Here is a 17384-nt window from a genome sequence, read left to right as displayed (position 1 = left end):
GGCGTGCTTCATGGCCGCGATGCGCAACCTTCGCAACATCGTCATCCTGACAGGCGCCGGGGTCTCTGCCGAAAGCGGGATCGATACCTTCCGCAACGCCGGGGGCCTGTGGGAACAGCACCGCGTCGAGGACGTGGCGACGCCCGAAGGCTTCGCGCGCGATCCCGACCTTGTCCTGCGCTTCTATGACATGCGCCGCGAAGCCATCCAGACCAAGCTGCCCAACGCCGCCCACCACGCACTGGGCCGACTGGAGCGCGAATGGCCGAAGAAAGTGCCCGGCGGCAGCGTCACCCTCGTCACACAGAACGTCGATGATCTCCACGAACGCGGCGGCGCGCTCGGCGTAATCCACATGCACGGCGAGCACCTCACCGTGTGGTGCATCGCCTGCGACACGCGCCACCGCTGGACCGGTCCGCTGATCGACCGCCCGCCTTGCCCCGCCTGCACCGCGCCCTTCCTGCGGCCCGATGTCGTGTGGTTCGGCGAAGTCCCCTACCGCATGGACGAAATCTTCGCGGCGCTTTCGGATGCCGATCTGTTCGTCTCGATCGGCACTTCGGGCGCTGTCTATCCGGCCGCCGGTTTCGTGCGCAGCGCCCGCGAACTCGGGGCTGCGACACTCGAACTCAATCTCGAACGCTCGCAAGGTTCCTCGTGGTTCGATGAAACCCGCCTCGGCCCCGCGAGCGAGATTGTCCCCGCGTGGGTCGAGGAACTGCTAGGCGGCTGAATGGGTTCGCGCAGGGGCCGCAGAGAACGCCGAGAAAGATGCTCCGCAGGAGCAGTCCTCGTTCACTGGACCGAAAAAGTATCGGCTCCGCCGAAACTATCGGCAACTCTGCGGTCTCTGCGGCCTCTGCGCGAACCTTCAATCGCGGCAGGCCGAACACTCCGGGTCCTTCGCAATCCGCATCGTGCGCAGCGCGGGTTTCAGCCCGTCGAGCACATGGACCTGCCCCCACTGCGGATCGCCCAGCGTGGAAACGCCTTCCAGCAAGACCCGCATCGCCGCCATCGCGCCAAACGCGCCCACCATGCCGACCATCGCGCCCAGCACCCCGGTATCCGCGCAGGTATCGCAATCCTCCGCATCGAACGCATCGCCGACGAAGCAGCGATAGCAGGCGTGGCCCTCGCGGTGCCCGGCAAAGTTCGCCACCTGCCCCTGAAACCGCCCCAGGGCCGCACTGGTAAGCGGTACGCCCGCCGTGACGCAGGCGTCGGAAACCGCAAGCCGCGTGGCGAAATTGTCGCAGCCATCGAGCACGACGTCAGCATCGGCGATCAACTCTGCCGCATTGGCCCGCGTAAGCCGCGTGACATGCGCCGCACCCACCAGCGCCGGATCAAACGCGCGGAGCCACTCCGCAGCTGCCTCGGCCTTCGGGCGGCCAATGTCACCCGTCGCAAAGATGGTCTGGCGCTGAAGGTTCGAGGCATCGACCACATCGTCGTCGATCAGAGTCAGCCGCCCGATCCCGGCCCCCGCCAGATACTGCAACGCCGGGCTGCCGATGCCGCCAAGCCCGACAAGTACGACATGACTTGCCACCAGCTTCGCCTGCCCCGCGCCGCCCACTTCGGGAAGGACGATATGGCGGGCGAAGCGGTCGAGGCGGTCGGGGGTCATGGATTTGCAGTTAGGGAGGAAGAAGGAGAAATGCGAGGGCCATCGCCCTCGCGCTCCCGGTCATTGGTGCATGACGGATCGGTTGTGCATCCCGGCGAAGCCGGAGGAATGAAGCCGCTTCGCGGAATCTGCGCAACCGCTGGGCGTTACGCCGATTCCCGGGAGCGCGAGGGGCAATGGCCCTCGCACCTTCCCTTAATCTTCCAGCTGCCGCAGCAGCGTCCGCACATCGCCGTCCATATCGGCATCGCGTGTGCGCAGTTCCTCGATCAGGCGCACCGCGTGGATCACGGTCGAGTGATCGCGCCCGCCGAACTTGCGGCCAATCTCGGGGTAGGAGCGCGGCGTGAGCACCTTGGCGAGGTACATCGCCACCTGGCGCGGGCGCACGACCGCGCGGGCGCGGCGCTTGCTGGCCATTTCGGTGCGATCGACGCGGTAGAACTGGCAGACCATGCGCTGGATCTCGTCGATCGTGATCCGGCGGCGGTTGGCCGAGAGGATATCGGTGAGCTGCTCTTCCGCCAGCTGGAGCGAGACCGGCTGGCCGGTAAGCTGGGCATAGGCGATCAGCTTGTTGAGCCCGCCGACGAGTTCGCGCACGTTGCGGTTGATCGTCCGCGCAAGGAACTCGATCACGTCCGCCGGGACTTGCGTGCTGGTGAAGCGCGCGAGGCGGTGTTCGAGGATCTTGCGGCGCAGGTCGATGTCGGCCGGCTGGATATCGGCAACGAGGCCCATCGAGAGGCGCGAGAGCAGGCGCTGCTCGACGCCGTCCAGCGCTTGCGGCGCGCGGTCGGCGGCGACGACGAGGCGCTTGCCCGCGCTCATCAGCGCGTCGATCGTGTGGAGGAATTCCTCCTGCGTGGAGGCTTTGCCGATGATGAACTGGATATCATCGACCAGCAGCAGATCGAACCCGCGCAGCCGCGCCTTGAATTCCAGCATCTCGTTCGAGCGCATGGCCTGCACGAACTCGATCATGAAGCGTTCGGCCGAGCAGTAGAAGATACGCGCGCCCGGGCGGGCGGCGGCATAGGCGTGGCCGATGGCGTGCAGCAGGTGCGTCTTGCCCTGCCCGGTCGCGCCCTTGAGGTACAGCGGCGAGAACTGGGGCGTTTCGAGCGCCGCCATGCGCTGCGCGGCGTTGACCGCGAGCACGTTGGCCGAGCCGCTGACGAATTCGGCGAAAGTCAGCGAGGGATCGAGCCCGGTGACGGCCGCATCGGCGCTGAGCGGCACCGCGGACTGGCGCTGAACCGGCGCAATCGGCCCGGTGTCGTTGGCGGGCATGCCGCCCATGCGCAGTTCGGGCATGGCGCGGCGGCGCGGATGCACGGTGATGCGCACCTGACGCACTTCCGAGCGCGCAATCTTCCACGCCAGCGAGAGCCTGTCAGCAAAGCGGTCTGCGACCCAGTTCGCGGAAAACTCGGTCGGCAGGAACAAGTCGAGCGTACCGGTTTCCTTGCAGAACGAGCCGACCTGGATCGGCTTGATCCACTGGCTGTGCAGCTGGGGTCCGAGGTCCTTTTTCAGGCCCTGACTGATGTCGGCCCAATCTGCTGCAAGATCGAGCGCTTCCTGGTCCTCGATCATCGCGCTGTCCCGTCCTTTCCGACCCGGCGCGGCATCAGCCGCCTGGGCCGCGGCGCCCCGTCCGCCGCTGCCTGCAAATTCATCCGTTTTCACGCTTCGCTGCCCTCACCCGATTGCCTGCACCAGCACCCCCTGCCGCAGGCATAATTCTACCCCGTACCGGGAAAGCACCCCTGCTCCCGGTCATGAAACTTGCGATTGTCGTGACCCCGAATTGGCTGCCGGACCTGCTGAGGCAGGTGCCGCGTCGCATCGGGAATATCTGTCTATTGGCCTTGGGGAGGGATTCGCAAGCACTCGATCGCAAAAAAACTGAAATAAAGAATCTTGACTAAGCAAACGTGGCGGAAATCAATCAAATCATTGAATTTGTTGGATTTTGCCTGGAAGCGCCTGCGAATCGGCAGAAAACTGCGACTTGTGCGTGACAAGTCCAACCCCGGACACTGCGACATGTCTTGTAACGGGGGTGAAACAAAACGCGGCCGGTGTCAGAGACACCAGCCGCGTTCCGTTATCATACGTAGCACTGGCCACCGAGGGCCCGTGCAAAACGAATCAGAGTGAAGCGACTCGCTTCGACAGGCGCGACATCTTGCGCGCGACGGTGTTCTTGTGGAGCACACCGCGAGCCACACCACGCGCCAGCTCGGGCTGGGCAGCCTTGAGCGCATCGGCAGCCGCCGTCTTGTCACCGCCCGCGATCGCGGCCTCAACCTTCTTCACGAAGGTGCGGATGCGCGAAAGACGGTTGCCGTTGATCTCGGCACGGTTGGCGTTGCGACGGATGCGCTTACGGGCTTGCGGCGTATTGGCCATGTCTGTCCTGTTTCAAGAGCTCTGGCAGCCCGCTTGCCACGGGCCGCAAACAATCTGGTTCACCCCGGCAAGGCGGCAAGCCTCCCGGGAAAGCGCGGCCCATAGCTGCGGCATGGCGAATCGTCAACAGTTTGAGACGCCGACCCGCTCAAGCCAACCGCACGAATGTCACCGGCAGGCCATCGCGCGGCTTCGGAATTGGCCAGGCCTGCCATGCGGGCGTGTAGCCCGGCTCCACCTCGATCCGGTAGCGGGTGAGGATGTGGTGCACCAGCAGCTTGGTCTGCATCGTCGCGAAATGGAGGCCGAGGCACATGTGTGCGCCGCCGCCATAGGGGATCCATGCGTACTTGTGGCGCGAAGCCACCGCTTCGGGCGTGAAGCGCATCGGATCAAAGCGCTCAGGATCGGGCCACAACGCCGGATCGGCATGGACCGCGGAAGCGCTCACGTCGACATCGGTGCCGGCCGGAATCCGGAAACCGCGGAACGTGAAATCCTTCAAGGCCCGGCGCGGGGTCGAAGGCACCGGCGGCATGATCCGCAGCGCCTCCTTCATCGCCATTTCCGCAAGCTCCAGCTTGCCGAGCGCATCAAACGCCAGCGGCACGCCGTCACCGCCCGCCGCCGCACGTGCCTCGGCGCGCAGCTTTTCCTGCCAATCGGGGTTTTTCGCGAGGTGCCAGATGAGCGTGGTGAACGAGCTGGTGATCGTGTCGTGCGCGGCCATCATCAGGAAGATCATGTGATCGACCACGACATCTTCGGGCAGCAGGTCGCCGTCGCCGTCCTCTCGCCGGGCGAGTGCGAACTGGCTGAACATGTCCTGCCCCGGATTGGCGCGCCGCTCGCGCAGCAAGCCAGTGAAATACTCGACCATCAGCCGGCGCCCGGCATAGCCCCGGCCCATCGCGGTGAACGGCAGCGGCCGGCGGATCGGCGCGACCGCGGCCTGCACCATGTCGACAAAGGCCTTGTTGAGCCGGTCTGCTTCGGGGCCGAACGGCAGGCCAAGAAAGCTCGTCGCCGCCGTCTGCAGCGTCAGCGCCTTGATTGCGGGATAGAACTTGCGGGGCCCCTCCCCCCAGGCTTCCACGCCGGCCGCGATATCGACGTTGAGCAGATCGCAGTAGTGCCGCATCGGCTCTGGCTTGAAGGCGATCGACAGCGCCTTCCTGTCCGCGCGGTGGGCTGCGAAATCCATCAGCATCAGCCCGCGCGGGAAAAGCAGGTTGAGCACCGGCCCCCAGCCCTGCTCGGAAGAAAAGATCTTGTCGCGATCGAACAGCACAAGCTCGTTGGCATCGGGCCCGATCAACACGACCTGCCGCCGCCCGAACCCGCGTGTGCGATAAACGTCGCCATGCTTGGCGCGCATCCGCTTTCCGAAACCGATCGGATCGGCCAGCAGCTGGAACGTCGTGCCGACAAGCGGCCAGCCGTCCTCGCCGGGAATTGCATCGAGTTCGCTCTCGTCCTTCAGGCGGATCCAGTGCGGATTGCCGCGCTCGGACTGCGCATCGTGCGGGCGGATGGACCGCGATGGGGGTGCTGCCAGACTAGCCAAGGCTGTACTCCTGCGGACATTAATCGAACGATTAATGACACGCATGTCAGCAGAAAGTCAAATCCAGCCAGCCAGCTCGCGCCGGATCAGTGCCTCGAGCATGTCCATGCCCGCCTCGCCGGTATTGAGGCAGGTGAGCGCGGCGAAATGCGTGCCGCCCGCCGCTTCAAAGTCTTCTCGTCCGCGAATGCCGAGTTCCTCGATTGTCTCGAGGCAATCAGACGAAAAGCCGGGCGCGGCGACGACCATGCGGCGAATGCCGTTGGCGCCTTGCACCTTGATCACATCGTCGGTCGCGGGCTCGAGCCACTTGGCCCGGCCGAAGCGCGACTGGAAGCTGGTCGCCAGCTTGAGCTCCGGATGCGATCCGGCAAAGCGCTCGCCCAGGAGGCGCGCGGTCTTCTGGCAGTGGCAATGATAGGGATCGCCGAGCCGCAATGTGCGTTCGGGCATGCCGTGGAAGCTCAGCACCAGCAGTTCGGGCTCGAAATCGAGCGCGGCGATCTGCGCGGAAAGATCCTTGTGCAGGGCTGTGATCGCCAGCGGATCATCGAAATAGGGCGGCAGCGTGCGCAGCGCGGGCAGGCGGCGGCGATCCTTGATCCAGTTCGCCACGGCATCGAGCGCGCTCGCCGTGGTCGCACCCGAATACTGCGGATAGAGCGGCGCAACGAGGATGCGCTCGCAGCCATCGGCGAGCAGCTTGTCGAGCTCCACCGCCATCGCGGGCTTCTGGTAGCGCATCGCGTAACGCACGATGGCGGCATCCCCCAGCCGGGCCTGCAGCGCGCGGGCCTGCGCGGCGGTGTGGAAAGCAAGCGGCGAACCGTCTTCGGTCCAGACCTGGCTATAGGCATGCGCCGATTTGCGCGGCCGCGTGCGCAGCACCAGTCCGCGCAGGATCGGCTGCCAGAAGATCTGCGGAATTTCCACCACGCGGCGGTCTGACAGGAACTCGGCCAGATAGCGCCGCACGGCGCCTTCATCGGGCGCGTCAGGCGTGCCGAGGTTGACCAGCAGCACCCCGATCTTGCCGGTGATGATCCGGGGATGGTCGGCAGGTTGGTCCATGGCGCTCGTTACAGCCCTTCGGAAAGCAGCGGAAGGCGGCGGAAGCGCAGTCCTGTGGCAGAAAACAGCGCATTGGCAATGGCCGGTGCGACTGCGGTGGTGGCGAGTTCGCCTGGATCGAAGGGTTGCTCGTCCGATTCGGCAAACGCAATATCAACCTTCGGGCAATCGGCAAGCAGGGGCAGGCCCAATTGTGCAAGCCGGCCCGCAGTCGGCAGGCCCGCGGCATAGCCGGTGCTGCCGCCAATCGCCTGCGCCAGCGCAAAGAGCATTCCGCCCTCGACCTGCTGGCGCGCCAGATCGACGTTCACGATGCGCCCGATATCGACCCACGCCGAAAGCTGGTCGACCCGGATCGCGCCTTCTTCCTGCCGCGCGGTGGCGACCACGGCGATGAACCCGCTGCGCAGGCCTTCGGGCGCGGCCAGATCCATGCGGTGGCAGGCAATGCCTTGCCCCGAAGCATCCGCCCCGCCGCCCCACATCGCCATCCGCGCTGCCCCGACAAGGCACGCGGCGAGCCGCGGCTGCCCCGAAAGCATGCCGATCCGGTAGGACAATGGCTCGGCCCCGCCAAAATGTGCGCATTCATCGATGAAGCTCTCGGTGAAGAACGCCCCGTAGCCATGCGCATTGCCGCGATAGCGCGCCGTGGGCAGCGGCAGCGCGGTCGGCACGTGATCGACCGCGCGTTCGGGTATCCCGTAAAGCGGCATCGCGCCCTCGCACGCGAGCGGATCGGCGCGGCCTTTTGCTGCGGCCTGCGCGTCCACGGCTTCCATATCGTCGAGCAGCCGCGCGCCCGCCTCGATCGCGGTGGCCGGCAGCGCCATGCGCGTGCGCCATCCGAGCAACTGGCGCTTGTCCGGCCCGATCGAGGCGGAAAGCAGCGCGGAAACCGGCGTGCGCGGATAGCCTGCGAGCGCTTCCTCCCAGCGCGACCAGGTTAGCTGCACCGGCCGGCCCAGCGCCTTGGCGATGGCCACGGCCTCAACCGCGATCCGCGAATCGAGCCGCGCATCGAAACTACCGCCCGCATGCATCGGATAGACCACGACATGGCCGCGCGGCACACCCGCAGCGCGCGCCGCCTGCCGCCGCACCAGTTCGGGTGCCTGCGTGGCTAGCCACAGCTCCAGCTTGTCGCCGGTCAGCCGCGCGGTGGCAGTCGCCGTCTCGAGCGGGGCGTGGAGCGCGGGCTCTACATCATAACGGGCGGTGAGGCTGGGCTTGGCGAGCAGCGCATCGGGATCGCCTTCCGCCATCACCCGGGCGCCCGCGCCTTTGCGCAGGGCCGTGTCGATGCGGTTTTCCAGCGCGGCGGAATCGGCGATTCGGCCCGCGGCGTGAAAGCGCGGCTCCATTGCGAGAACCGCCTTGTGCGCGGCATGCCAGGTCTTGGCCGCGACCGCGACCCAGCGCTTCGACTGGACCACGCCGACCACGCCCGGAACCTTTTCCGCCGCCTTGCGGTCGAAGCTCGAAAGCACGGTATCGCCCTGCGGCCCATGCACGATCGCGGCATGGACCATCCCCGGCACGCGCACATCGCCCGCAAACACGAAGCTGCCATCGGCCTTGGCGGGCAGATCGAGGCGGGGGAAGCGCGGCCTTGCGCCATCGGGAAACTGGCCGGGGCGCTCCGAGGCCGGTTCGGCGCGCAAGGCGGGTGGATCGGGCGGATCGTAGGTCACAGCATCCGCGATCAGAGCCGCGAAGCCCAGTTTCTGATAATTGGGCCGCTGCTTGCCGTTCACCACGAAATGTTCCGCAGTATCCAGCGTCTCCCAGCGGACATTCCAGCGCGCCGCCGCGGCTTGCATCAGCATCGCCCGGAGCCCGGCGGCCGCCCTGCGCAAAGGCGCCTCGAACGCGGCAAGCGCGGTGCCCTCTGCCGTCATCATCATCGGCTCGCGCTCAGCGTGCATGCGCGCCAGCCAGTCGTCAGGGCTATCGGCGAGCGCGGGCAGGAGGCGCGGCGACCAGAGCGGCGCCCAGCGCGCGGCGAGTACCGGATCACCGTAGACCGGGCTGGGCGGCGCGGGTTCCACCCCGACACGCTTCCAGTCCGCACCAAGCTCGACCGCGACGATCTGCGCCATCAGCGTCGTGATGCCCTGCCCCATCTCGCAGACCGGCACGGCCACGCTTATCGCGCCATCGGCGGCGAGGCGGATGAAGCTGTCGAACACATGCTCGCCCGGTGCAGCGACCAGGGCGCTGGCATAGCGGCGCGGCGAGAGCGCGAAGGCCACGAGCAGCGCGCCCGCGCCGCCCGCGCCGATCAGCAGCCCCCGCCGGGTCAGCCTCATGCGCCCAGTCTCATCGTTTCAGTCTCATCGTTTCGACCTCATCCCTTCTGCGCGTCGAGCCAGGCAAGGACGCGCTGCGCGATACCGGCAAAGATTGCGGCCTCCGGACCGTCACCGGCGGCAGACGGCTCGCCCGCGTCGCTCGATTGGCGGATCGCAAGGTTGAGCGGTACGCGGCCGAGGAAGGGCAGGCCCATCGTCCTGGCCGCCGCTTCCGCGCCGCCCATGCCGAACGGATCGCTCGACTCGCCGCAATGCGGACAGACATAGCCCGCCATGTTCTCGACCATGCCGATCAGTGGCACATCGCCCTGCTCGAACAGCCGGATCGCACGCGCTGCATCCATCAGCGCGAGATCCTGCGGGGTCGAGACGATCACCGCGCCCGCCGGCTTGTGCTTCTGGAGCATGGTCAATTGCACATCACCGGTCCCCGGCGGCAGATCGACGACGAGGATTTCGGCATCCCCCCAGTGGGCATCGATCAGCTGGCCGAGCGCATTGCCCGCCATCGGCCCGCGCCAGGCAATCGCCTGCCCGGGCTGGACGAGGTGCCCCATCGATAGCATCGGCACGCCCCACGGGCTTGGTACCGGATGGATCTTCTGGTTCTCGGCCTCGGGCTTGCGGCCTTCGGTCGCCAGCAGGCGCGGCTGCGAGGGGCCGTAGATATCGGCGTCGACGAGGCCAACCTTGCGCCCGAGCCGTGCCATCGCCACCGCGAGATTGGCCGAAAGCGTCGATTTGCCGACGCCGCCCTTGCCCGAGCCCACCGCAATGATGCGCCGCGTGACGCGCTCGGCGGTCATCCCCACGCGCACTTCGGCAGCGCCGGCAGCGCGCGCCGCTTCGCGCACCTTGGCTTCAAGCGCTTCGCGGTCGGTGCGGTCCAGCCCGCTCACTTCGAGGATAATCGAGGCGGTCTCGCCCTCTGCCCGCGCGGTTTGCAATCGCGCGCCGGCAGCCATCCGGACTGCCTGTTCCAGTGCCAATTGATCGAGGCTCAATGCCAACGTCCCATGTCTAGCGAGCATATGCCCTAACGGACGCCCCCTAGCAGAGGAAATTTGGCAGGGAGACACTGTTTTTAACCGCAGAGCGTACCTATAGTCGGTCGCATGAATTCTTTTGTCGGACGAATGTCGCGGATCGGCCTAGCCATGGCCGGCAAGAAAAGCCCCTGGGGTGGAGGCGAGGCGGAGAGCGGAGAGCCCTCGGGCCAACCTGCCGCCGATGGCGGAGACGCTTCTCCGGATAGCCCACCCCCGCCGCCGCGCGGCAACGGGCCGCGCAATCCGTGGTTGCCGCCTTCATCGGGCGAGGGGCGCCGCGGGCAGACCCTCGAAGACCTGTTCAAGCGCCGCGGTGGCGGCGGTGGCGGAAGCGGCGGCCCCGGCTTCCGCCTGCCCCAGCTCCCCGGCGGTGGTTCATGGGCTCCGGTGGCGATCGGGATCGTCGTTCTGCTCTGGCTCGGCACCACGATGGTGCACCGCGTCTCCCCGCAGGAAAAGGGCGTGGTCACCACCTTCGGTGCCTATAGCCACACCATCGATTCCGGCGTCTCGCTCACGCTGCCCTGGCCGATCCAGGCCGTGACGGTCGAAGACGTTACCTCGATCCGCCGCGATTCGATCCCTGAAGGCGATGGCGAGCGACTGATGCTGACGGGGGACCAGAACCTCGTCGACCTGACTTATCTCGTGCGCTGGAACATCAAGGACCTCAAGCTCTACACCTTCCAGCTCGCCGAGCCTGACGCGACGGTGAAGGAAGTGGCAGAGGCGGCGATGCGCCAGTCGATTGCCGAGGTAACGCTCAACGATGCAATGGGTTCGGGCCGCGCTTCGATCGAAGCCAATGTGCGCGAGCGGATGCAGCGCATTCTCGATGCCTACCGTTCGGGTGTGAAGATCCAGGGTGTGGAGATCAAGAAGACCGATCCGCCCGCCAAGGTCGTCGATGCATTCAAGGAAGTGCTCGCCGCCCAGCAGGACGCGCAGAGCGAGGTCAACCGCGCCGAACAATGGGCCAACCAGCTGACCCAGCGCGCGCAGGGTGAGGCGACAGCGTTCGACAAGGTCTACGCCCAGTACAAACTCGCCCCGGAAGTGACCCGGCGGCGCATGTATTACGAAACGATGGAGCGCGTGCTGAGCCAGACCGACAAGGTCATTCTCGAAGCGCCCGGGGTCATGCCCTACCTGCCGCTGCCCGGGCTCAAGCAGACACCGCCTGCCGACAACACCACGGAGCGCCGCTGAGATGGAACAGACCCTGATCCGCCTGTGGCAAGAACAGAAGGCAGTGCTTGTCGCGCTCGCCATCGGCATCGTCTTGCTGCTCAGCTGCGTGACCGTGGTGGGCGAAGAGGAGCAGGCGGTGATCGTCCGGCTCGGTGAGCCCAACCGGGTCGTCAACCGCTTCCGCCCCAATGCCGATTTCGGCCAGACGGGCGCCGGCATCGTGCTGCGCATTCCCTTCATCGAGCAAGTCGTGCGGATCGACAAGCGCGTGCTCGATGTCGATCTCGAACGCCAGCAAGTCACTTCAGCGGACCAGCGCCGCCTTGAAGTCGATGCCTATGCGCGCTTCCGCGTGATCGATCCGGTGAAGATGTACGAAACCGCCGGAACGGTCGACAAGGTGGCCGAACAGCTCCAGCCGATCCTCAACTCGGTGCTGCGTCAGGAACTGGGCAAGCGCACGTTCGGCTCGTTGCTCACCGCCGATCGCGGGCAGGCCATGGTCAATATCCGCAAGGGTCTGGACAAGGAGGCGCGCGAATACGGCGCGCAGGTGATCGACGTGCGGATCAAGAGGGCGGACTTGCCCGATGGCGCTCCGCTCGAAAGCGCGTTCACCCGCATGACCACCGCGCGCCAGCAGGAAGCCGCGACGATCCGCGCGGGCGGGCAGAAGAACGCCCAGATCATCCGCGCCACTGCGGAAGCCACCGCTGCCCAGGTCTATGCCGAAAGCTTCGGCAAGGACCCGGACTTCTACGACTTCTACCGCGCGATGCAGAGCTACGACGCAACCTTCGCACAGAAGGGCAGCAGCACGCAGATCGTGCTTTCTCCCGACAACGCCTACCTTCGCCAGTTCAGGGGCGGCAAGTAACCACGCTCGTTTCCGGGCGAACATGTTATTCAATCCCGGTTCAGGCGCTCGGATGTGAAAACGAGGCGCGCGGAATCGGAACAGGGGACCAGGTGCGCGGGCCACTCGCGTTCCGCCGCTGATATGAAGAGGATTTGCCACGTGCGATACGCTTACGGAGTGACTACGGCGCTGCTCCTCGCCGGCAGCGCGCTGACCCTGACAACGGGCTTCCCGGCCGGAGCCCAAGTGGCGCAGAACGATTCGGCGCAGATGCAGTCGGTCGTTCCGCGCGGCGGTGCCCCGGCCAGCTTTGCCGACCTCACCCAGCAGCTTCAGCCGGCGGTGGTCAACATCTCGACCCGCCAGCGCGTGAAGGTACAGAACAACAATCCCTTTGCCGGTACGCCCTTCGGCGATCTGTTCGGCGGGGGGCAGGGCGGTGGCGGCGGCCAGCCGCAGACGCGCGAGGCGCAGTCGCTGGGCTCGGGCTTCCTCGTCTCGTCGGACGGTTATCTCGTCACCAACAACCACGTGATTACCGCCGAAGGGCAGGGGGAGATCGAATCGATCACCGTCACCATGACCGACGGGACCGATTATCCGGCCAAGCTGATCGGCCGCGATGCCGCCTCCGATCTTGCGGTGCTCAAGATCAGCGGGCCCAAGCCCTTCCCGTTCGTGAAGTTCGGCGATTCGCGCCACGCCCGCGTGGGTGACTGGATCATCGCCATCGGCAACCCGTTCGGCCTTGGCGGCACGGTGACGAGCGGCATCATCTCGGCGGTCTATCGCAACACCGGTTCGGGCTCTGCCTATGACCGCTATCTGCAGACCGACGCATCGATCAACCGCGGCAACTCGGGCGGCCCGATGTTCGACATGGCCGGCAACGTGATCGGCATCAACAACGCGATCTTCTCGCCCACCGGCGGCAGCGTCGGCATCGGCTTCGCGATCCCCGCCGAAATTGCCGCCCCGATTGTGGAGAAGCTGCGCAATGGTCAGCCGATCGAGCGCGGCTACCTTGGCGTGCGCATCCAGCAGCTGTCCGACGATCTCGCCGCCAGCCTCGGCCTGGCCAAGAACCGCGGCGAATTCATTCAGTCGGTCGAGCCCAATCAGGGCGCGGCCAAGGCGGGGCTGCAGCCTGGTGACGTTGTCGTGCGTGTCGACGGCAAGGACGTGACGCCGGACCAGACCCTGTCGTTCATCGTGGCGAACACCGCGCCCGGCAAGCGCATTCCGATCGACCTCATCCGCAACGGCCAGCGCCTCACGGTGCAGGCGGTGGTCGGCAAGCGGCCGAGCGAGGAAGAGCTTGCGCAGCAGACCTTCGATCCCGATGCGCAGCAGGGTGACGACAACAGCTTCGGCGCCGACGGACAGGCCAAGCCGAGCAAGCCCGCCGGCCCCGTGGTCCAGCAGGCACTCGGAATCGCCGCGATCCCGCTAACCCCGCAGATCGCCCGCCAGCTTGGCGCGAGCGAGGATACCAAGGGCGTGGTGATCACCGCGGTCGACGATTCGGCGGACGCGGCGGCCAAGGGTCTGCAGCGCGGAGACATCGTGCTCTCAGCCAACTACAAGCCGGTGACCACGGCGACCGAGCTCGAAGCCGTGGTTCGCCAGGCCAAGACCGAAAACCGCGAGGCTGTGCTGCTGCGGATCCAGCGCCGCGGGCAGCCGCCGATCTACTTGCCGATCCGCATCCGCTGATCGTTCAGAGCTGCGAAAAGGGGTTGGCGGACACACGTTCGCCAGCCCCTTTTTTGTGTGCATTCAGCCGGTCGGCCACTGCGCCAGGATCGTCGCCGCATCGAAATAGTCGCGCCAGTAGGTGATCTTGCCGTGGTGGACTTCGAAGACACCGGTCACCGGCAGTTCGACCCATTTGTCCGCGAGCCGGTGCCGATCGAGCCGCTCCAGCACCACGAGATGCCCCGCGGCCAGTTCGCGCAGGATGCGGAACTCGTTTTCCAGCGTCGGTGCAAAGAACGGCTCCAGCACTGCGCGCACCCCGGCGGGGCCAGTTACGGTGCCGATCGGCGGCGGGTTCGTATACTCGCAGGTCTCCGCCACGTGCCGGAGCGCGGTATCGTAATCGAGCGGCTCCATCGCCTTCATGAAAGCCTTGACGATTTCGAGTGGTGTCATCGGTCCTCTCCTTGTCCTTGCGTCAGGAGGAGCATGAACCGGCTATGGAATGCTGCCAATTACGCCGCAGGTTATTGCGGCGGGTACTCGGGGCGGACCGGCGGCAGCGGCAGCTGGCGAAACAGCGCTTCGGTTTCTGCGTCGGCGGGAAACAGCGTCTCGATGCGCAGCTCGTCGGTCGTCACGTCCTGCGCGGTGCCAAAGGTGGCAATCACCGCGAACAGCGCAATCCGCTGCTCCCCCACTGCCAGCTTGAACGGCACCACTGGCAGCAGAGCGCTGTCCATCGCCGACCACAGCACATCGGGCTCCTGAAACGGCGCGAGTTCACCCAGCACCGCCTGCATGTCCGCCCCGCCCAGCTCATGCGCCTCGCGCGTGGCGCGCTGCCACAGCAGGGGGCCGACTGCAGCCCAGTTTGTCACCAGCGAACGTATGCCTTGCGGGTGGAAGAACAGGCGCATCAGATTGCGCTCGATCCCGCTTTCCGGCCCGCCCACCCGTTCCCAGATGTCCGCGCCGAGCAGCGCGGACAGCGCCTCGAACGGGCGATTCGCGATCAGCACGTTCCATGCCCGGTCGAGCGCCAGCGCAGGGTACGGCTCGTGCGCGCCCAGCATCATGCGCACCGCGCCCATCACTTGCGCCATCTGCGGATCGTCGAGCGCACGGGCGGCGTAGAGCGGCGCAAAGCCCGCTGCTGTCAGCCACAGGTTGCGGGTGCGCAGCGGCACTTCAAGCGCCTCACCCAGTTGCAGGATCATCGCCCGGCTGGGGTTGGCGCGCGCGGATTCGAGGAAGCTGATATGCCGCTGCGAAACGCCCGCAGTCAGCGCGAGGTCCAGCTGCGACCAGCGCCGCTTCTGCCGCCATTCGCGCAGCAGGCGTGCGAATCCATCCGGGCTCATATCCATGGCGGTAGTGTCGCAGCCCGGCGGAGCAGCTTCAATAACCCCTGAGGTAATTGATCCTAGATCGGCTTGGGACTCGCTGCCGGTTTCGGGCGGGGCCGCGGCGCCGGATCGGCTTGCTTGCCGGTTGCGCGGCTGAGGAAATCGTCGCCCGCCGCCGGCGGGCCATCCGGCACCGGAACGCCCTGCTCACCGCCCGGCAACGCGCCGTCACCCGCCGGGGCGCGGTTCTGCGCGCCGTTCTGGGCACCGGGTTCGACGATATTGCCATCGGGATCGGCATAGAAATAGCCATCCGGATTGGCCTGCATCACTTCGTCATCCGGTTCGAGCTGCCACTGCGGCAGCTTGAGATCGGTGTCGAACTTCTCGGGCGGCCGCTTGGCAGTGGCGATCTTCATGTAGGCGGCAAAGGCGCGCGCTGGCGCGGTGCCGCCTTGCAGGCCGGGCACGGGGTGCGCATCATCGCGGCCCATCCATACCCCGGTGGTGATCCCGCTCGAGAAGCCAAGGAACCAGCCGTCCTTGTTCGAGCTCGTCGTGCCGGTCTTGCCGGCCACGGGCCTGCCGATCTGCGCGGCGCGGCCGGTGCCGATGCTGACCGCCGATTGCAGCAGATCGGTGATCCCCGCCGCAACGAAGTTCGGCACCAGTTGCTGCGCCGGATCGGGCCGGTGGCTGTAGAGCACTTCGCCCTCGGTCGAGGTGATCTTGCGGATGCCGTAAGGCGTCACCGCCATGCCCTTGGCCTGCACCGCCGCGAATGCGCGCACCATGTCGATCACGCGGACATCGGAGGAGCCCAGCACCATCGAGGGCAGCGTGTTGATCGGGGTGGTAATGCCGAAGCGCCGGGCCATTTGTGCCACCGCGCCGAAGCCGACTTCGTTGCCGAGCTGCGCCGCCACCGTGTTCTTGGAATAGGCGAAGGCACTGCGCACGTCGATTTCGCCGGCATAGGTCCCGCCCGAATTGCGCGGGCTCCAGCCGTCGATCGTCACCGGCTCGTCCTTGACCTTGGCGTCAGGAGTATAACCCGCTTCAAGCGCGGCCAGATAAACGAACAGCTTCCACGCCGAACCCGGCTGGCGCACGGCATTGACCGCGCGGTTGTAGTTCGAGGTCACGTAATCCGTGCCGCCGACCATCGCCAGCACCGCGCCGTCGCGGTCGAGGCTGACGAGAGCGCCTTGCGCGCCCTTGGGCACATTGGCCTGAATCGCATCGGTCGCCGCATGCTGCGCGGCGGGATCCAGCGTGGTCCACACCTCGATCGGCTGGTCGTTCTCGGGCAGCAGGAGATCAAGCTGCGGCAGCACCCAATCCGTGAAGTAGCGCGCCGAATTCTGGCCCTGCTCCTGCGCCAGCTTGACTGTCTTGAAATCGGTCGCGGCGGCTTCGGCCGGGGTGATCTTGCCAGCCTCCTGCATGGTCTGCACGACGACCTTGGCGCGGTCGACCGCAGCGGCGGCATCCGCGGTCGGCGAATAATGCGAGGGCGCCTTGACGAGGCCCGCAATGATTGCAGCTTCGGCAAGGGTCAGCTGCTCGCCCGAATGGCCGAAGAACTTGCGCGCCGCCGAATCGACGCCATAGGCACCGCCGCCGAAGTAGACCTTGTTGAGATAGAGCTCGAGCACCTGGTCCTTGGTGAACTTCTGCTCGATCGCCATGGCCAGCAGCGCCTCACGAATCTTGCGATCGAAGGTGCGGCTGTTGTTGAGGAAAATGTTGCGCGCCAATTGCTGCGTGATCGTCGAGCCGCCCTGCCGCCAGTGCCCGCTCTGGATGCGCACCATCACCGAACGCACGATGCCGATAGGATCAACGCCCCAGTGTTCGCGGAAACGCCGGTCTTCGACCGAGATCATCGCGTCCTTGAGCGTCTGCGGAATGCGCTCGTAAGGCACCCAGCGCCCGTAGCTCGGCCCAAGCGTGACAATCTCGGACCCATCGCTTGCGCGCACGACGATGGTCTGCCCGGTCTGCGTCGTTTTCATCCGCTCGTAGCTTGGCAGCGAACGTTCGGTAACGAACACCGCCACCGCCACCGCCATCGCGCCGAGCAGTGTGAGTGCTGCGCCCCAGATCAGGATGCGGCGCAGCCAGCGGCGGACGAACGAAGGCTCCTGCGGATCGCGCGGGCGCCGCGAAGACGAGCGCCCCGATTCGGAGCGGCGGGGGAAATCCCGTCTGGCCATCAGCTTTGCGTC

The 17384-nt window shown here is 66.3% G+C and carries 14 protein-coding genes; 4 read left to right on the top strand and 10 right to left on the bottom strand.

Features of this window, described 5'->3' with window-relative positions; genetic code table 11:
* The first annotated feature begins 19 nt into the window (after positions 1 to 19).
* Positions 20 to 736 carry an NAD-dependent deacylase gene (locus tag ACO056_RS03805; protein WP_421855289.1) on the top strand — a complete coding sequence of 239 codons (717 nt, stop codon included), beginning with the start codon at positions 20 to 22 and terminating at the stop codon, positions 734 to 736.
* Positions 737 to 874: 138 nt separating this feature from the next.
* Here ACO056_RS03805 and ACO056_RS03800 read toward each other — a convergent pair whose 3' ends face one another.
* The 7 genes from ACO056_RS03800 to ACO056_RS03770 form a co-directional block, all read right to left on the bottom strand.
* Positions 875 to 1636: a HesA/MoeB/ThiF family protein gene (locus tag ACO056_RS03800; protein ID WP_421852046.1), complete on the bottom strand. Its 762-nt coding sequence runs from the start codon at positions 1634 to 1636 to the stop codon at positions 875 to 877.
* A gap of 195 nt (positions 1637 to 1831) precedes the next feature.
* Positions 1832 to 3235, bottom strand: coding sequence for a chromosomal replication initiator protein DnaA (gene dnaA / locus ACO056_RS03795; RefSeq protein ID WP_421855286.1), 1404 nt, complete (start codon positions 3233 to 3235; stop codon positions 1832 to 1834).
* Positions 3236 to 3793: 558 nt separating this feature from the next.
* Positions 3794 to 4054: a 30S ribosomal protein S20 gene (rpsT, locus tag ACO056_RS03790; protein ID WP_421852043.1), complete on the bottom strand. Its 261-nt coding sequence runs from the start codon at positions 4052 to 4054 to the stop codon at positions 3794 to 3796.
* Positions 4055 to 4202: 148 nt separating this feature from the next.
* The gene (locus tag ACO056_RS03785) at positions 4203 to 5621 is read right to left on the bottom strand and encodes a cytochrome P450 (protein WP_421852040.1); all 1419 of its coding nucleotides are present in this window, start codon (positions 5619 to 5621) and stop codon (positions 4203 to 4205) included.
* Between the two features lie 57 nt (positions 5622 to 5678).
* On the bottom strand, positions 5679 to 6692 hold the full coding sequence (gene hemH, locus ACO056_RS03780) for a ferrochelatase (RefSeq protein WP_421852037.1): 1014 nt from the start codon (positions 6690 to 6692) through the stop codon (positions 5679 to 5681).
* Positions 6693 to 6700: 8 nt separating this feature from the next.
* The gene (locus tag ACO056_RS03775; protein WP_421852034.1) at positions 6701 to 9004 is read right to left on the bottom strand and encodes a molybdopterin cofactor-binding domain-containing protein; all 2304 of its coding nucleotides are present in this window, start codon (positions 9002 to 9004) and stop codon (positions 6701 to 6703) included.
* A 38-nt stretch (positions 9005 to 9042) separates the two neighbouring features.
* Positions 9043 to 9972, bottom strand: a complete 930-nt coding sequence (locus ACO056_RS03770) for an Mrp/NBP35 family ATP-binding protein (RefSeq protein WP_421852031.1) — start codon at positions 9970 to 9972, stop codon at positions 9043 to 9045.
* A 192-nt stretch (positions 9973 to 10164) separates the two neighbouring features.
* Here ACO056_RS03770 and hflK point away from each other — a divergent pair, with 192 nt between their 5' ends.
* The 3 genes from hflK (at position 10165) to ACO056_RS03755 (ending at position 13822) form a co-directional block, all read left to right on the top strand.
* Positions 10165 to 11265 (top strand): FtsH protease activity modulator HflK, encoded by a 1101-nt coding sequence (gene hflK / locus ACO056_RS03765; protein ID WP_421852028.1) that lies wholly within the window; start codon positions 10165 to 10167, stop codon positions 11263 to 11265.
* 1 nt (position 11266) lies between these two features.
* Positions 11267 to 12124 (top strand): protease modulator HflC, encoded by an 858-nt coding sequence (gene hflC, locus ACO056_RS03760; RefSeq protein WP_421852025.1) that lies wholly within the window; start codon positions 11267 to 11269, stop codon positions 12122 to 12124.
* Between the two features lie 141 nt (positions 12125 to 12265).
* A complete protein-coding gene (locus ACO056_RS03755; protein ID WP_421852022.1) occupies positions 12266 to 13822 on the top strand; it encodes a Do family serine endopeptidase in 1557 nt (518 codons plus the stop codon).
* Between the two features lie 63 nt (positions 13823 to 13885).
* Here ACO056_RS03755 and ACO056_RS03750 read toward each other — a convergent pair whose 3' ends face one another.
* The 3 genes from ACO056_RS03750 to ACO056_RS03740 form a co-directional block, all read right to left on the bottom strand.
* Positions 13886 to 14260 carry a limonene-1,2-epoxide hydrolase family protein gene (locus ACO056_RS03750; RefSeq protein ID WP_421852019.1) on the bottom strand — a complete coding sequence of 125 codons (375 nt, stop codon included), beginning with the start codon at positions 14258 to 14260 and terminating at the stop codon, positions 13886 to 13888.
* 71 nt (positions 14261 to 14331) lie between these two features.
* Positions 14332 to 15174, bottom strand: coding sequence for a helix-turn-helix domain-containing protein (locus ACO056_RS03745; RefSeq protein ID WP_421852016.1), 843 nt, complete (start codon positions 15172 to 15174; stop codon positions 14332 to 14334).
* Between the two features lie 56 nt (positions 15175 to 15230).
* Positions 15231 to 17372 carry a transglycosylase domain-containing protein gene (locus tag ACO056_RS03740; protein WP_421852013.1) on the bottom strand — a complete coding sequence of 714 codons (2142 nt, stop codon included), beginning with the start codon at positions 17370 to 17372 and terminating at the stop codon, positions 15231 to 15233.
* Positions 17373 to 17384 lie beyond the last annotated feature (12 nt).

Origin of the sequence: Novosphingobium sp., assembly GCF_965228995.1 — a bacterium.
Lineage (GTDB): Bacteria > Pseudomonadota > Alphaproteobacteria > Sphingomonadales > Sphingomonadaceae > Novosphingobium.
Note: the sequence above shows the minus strand (reverse complement) of the source record. Positions and strands in the feature narration are given on the sequence as shown.